Here is a 2,889-nt window from a genome sequence, read left to right as displayed (position 1 = left end):
GAAGCAATCCAAATCCAACTTGTAAAAAAAGGAAGCAGTGCACCAGGAAGTACAAACAATTGTTTTTATAAAAGATAAATAATCAAAAGGTAAATAATAGGCAACAGTACTAAACAACAGTTTTAGATACTGAACGACCAAATATTTACCTTTTTTATTTTATAAAAGAGATGACTACATAAAACTAATTATTAACTTTCATGACAGTTCCTTTAAAAAAATGAATGATAATGTGTGAAAATATATTTTGTGATTTAAATTTTTTTTTTTACTGATATAATAAATGATAGGTTTTAGGGGAAGGAAGTGAAAAAACTTATGAATAGAAAAATTACATCGATTTTAATGTCTTTTTCATTGATTTTTAGTATCGTACCTTTTTATAATGTTTCGGCAATAGTAGATGACAGCAATAATTTGGATGATTATACTGTTGCTAAACAAGAAGTACCAAGTGATTATGAAATTACTACTGTTGATGAAAATGGGAATGTAATCTCCTTAGAAACAGTGGAACAAAATATGCCAGATACTTCAGATGATTTGGATGAAAAAGATTTATTTGTACAACCTGAGGAACAATCTAGAGCAAGAGCATCTAATTCTAGTGTTTCAGTTGTTAACTTTAGGACAAAACCAAGTAGCAAAGAAAATACAGAGTATAAGGAAGATGGTACTAATCGTGATGGTTATACTAATGGATACTATGCAGCAGATGCAGCTTTTTTAGGTTATGATAATGAGGTGTCACCTACAAAAGTAAAATTTATGCAATCAGGTGTTATTGGTTGGGTAAATCTTAATGAGGTTGAGGTTTTAGATTATACTAGTTCTTCTGTTCAAACATTAAGTAAATATTATGTAAAAAATGGAAGACTTTATCATGGAATTAGTACAAAATTGTCAAATACGGCATATAGTAGTAATTTAGATTGTGGAGTTAAGCCATCTTATTTAAAGGATAATACAGATTATTATAGTTATGATGGCCATTATTTTTATGAGGGAAGTACATATAGTAGTTATAAAACCATGTTAGAAGATTATAAAACTAATGTTAGAACACATTCGGTGAATAGTTCTAATCCGTATTATAATTATTATCAATATTTATCTCATAGAAGTTTAACAACATATAATGCATCACAATTGAATCAAGCTATTTCTTATTTTTCTAAAGATAATAGTAAAATGAGAAATGAAGGGAATGCATTTATTTCAAACCAAAATACATATGGAACAAATGCAATGTTGATGATAGGTGTGGCTGCTAATGAAAGTTCATGGGGTTCAAGTAATATTGCACAGAATAAGAATAACTTATTTGGTCATCATGCTTATGATAAAGATCCAAATGGAAGTGCAAATGGCTATTCTTCAGTAGATTATAGCATTTATTATCATTCGGCAATCTTTTTATCCAAAGGATATTTAGATCCTATTACAGATTATCGTTATTATGGTGCTTTCTTAGGAGATAAAGCAAGTGGAATAGGTGTAAAATATGCTTCTGATCCATATTGGGGAGAAAAAGCAGCAAGTATTTGTTGGAAAGTAGATAACTATTTAGGTGGTACAGATTCTAAAAAATATACAATTGGTATAAAGGATACATTAAGTAATTTACATAGTGTTGTAAATATAAAAAATTCGTCAAATGCGAATTCGACTACTTTGTATTCAACATATCCAACTAGCTCAAAAATTTCAAACAAGACACTTGCGCCATCAAATTTTGCATTTCTTATTTTAAAAGATGGTAAATCAAATGGATATTATAAGATACAATCTGATGGTTCTATTGATTCAACACGCTCTAAAATAGTTGTTCAATCAGAATATAACTATGATTCAAATTATGCATATATTCCAACTAATTCAATAACGATTGTAAGTAATGGCAGTAATTCTTCTTCTCAATTGAATACTTCAAATGTAGAAGGACAACCAACTGGTAAAACAGATAGTGAACCAACTCTATATTACCAATCTAATTGTCAAAACGTAGGGTGGTTAAATCAAGTCAATGAACCAAATACAACTGGAACAACAGGTAGGTCTTTAAATTTGTATCAATTAAAGTTTGATTTAAAAAATGCAAATCCAACAGCCTATTTGTCTGGAAAGATTTATAATTCAAAAGGATGGAAAACCTATGATAAAATTAATAATGATACGGTTGTTGGAGATGAATCTTCACCTATACAAGTTATAAATTTTTCAGTTAATTGTTTAACGGGATATAAGTTACAATATAGAGTTCATAGTGCTGATATAGGTTGGCAATCTTGGATAGATGAAGGAAATAATGCAGGTGTTAGTGGAAAAAATATTCAAGCAATCGATTTTAGAATTGTAAAAGATAGCACAGTTACTAGATTACCAGGTATATATTATAGTCAACATTTGAGCAATATAGGATGGACTAATAATTTAACAAATGGTAATGGTTATGGAAATACATCTGAAAATTTGGAAGCCTTAAAAATAGGAGTAGATAATTTAAATAACTATAATTTAACAATTAAAACATTAGATACACAAAATAAAAATAATACATATACTAATGTTACTAATTCAACAGTTATTGGCTCTACTGGACAATCGTTAGGATTAAAGATGATTAACATGTCATTATCTAATAGTAACAATTATGAACTTAAATATAGGGCATATATTGATGGAAATTGGACAAAATGGATATCACAAGGTAATGATTGTGGATCAAAAAATACTGGAGTTATAAAAGATATACAAATCAAATTAGTTTATGTTTTACATATTACATCAGTTTCATTAAATAAGAGTAGTTTGTCTTTGTCAAAAGGAAATACTGAAACATTACAAGCGACGATCAATCCAAGCGATGCAACAGATGATAAGACACTA

General features: G+C 28.6%; 1 protein-coding gene. It reads left to right on the top strand.

From position 1 onward, the window contains the following. Nucleotides 1-318: 318 nt before the first annotated feature. A partial coding sequence (locus LJD32_RS14755; protein ID WP_227392794.1) for a glucosaminidase domain-containing protein occupies nt 319-2,889 on the top strand: 2,571 nt, incomplete at its 3' end.

It is taken from the genome of Faecalibacillus sp. TM498 (assembly GCF_020589955.1).
Classification (GTDB): domain Bacteria; phylum Bacillota_I; class Bacilli_A; order Erysipelotrichales; family Coprobacillaceae; genus Faecalibacillus; species Faecalibacillus intestinalis.
This window is presented reverse-complemented; position numbering and strand designations above follow the sequence as displayed.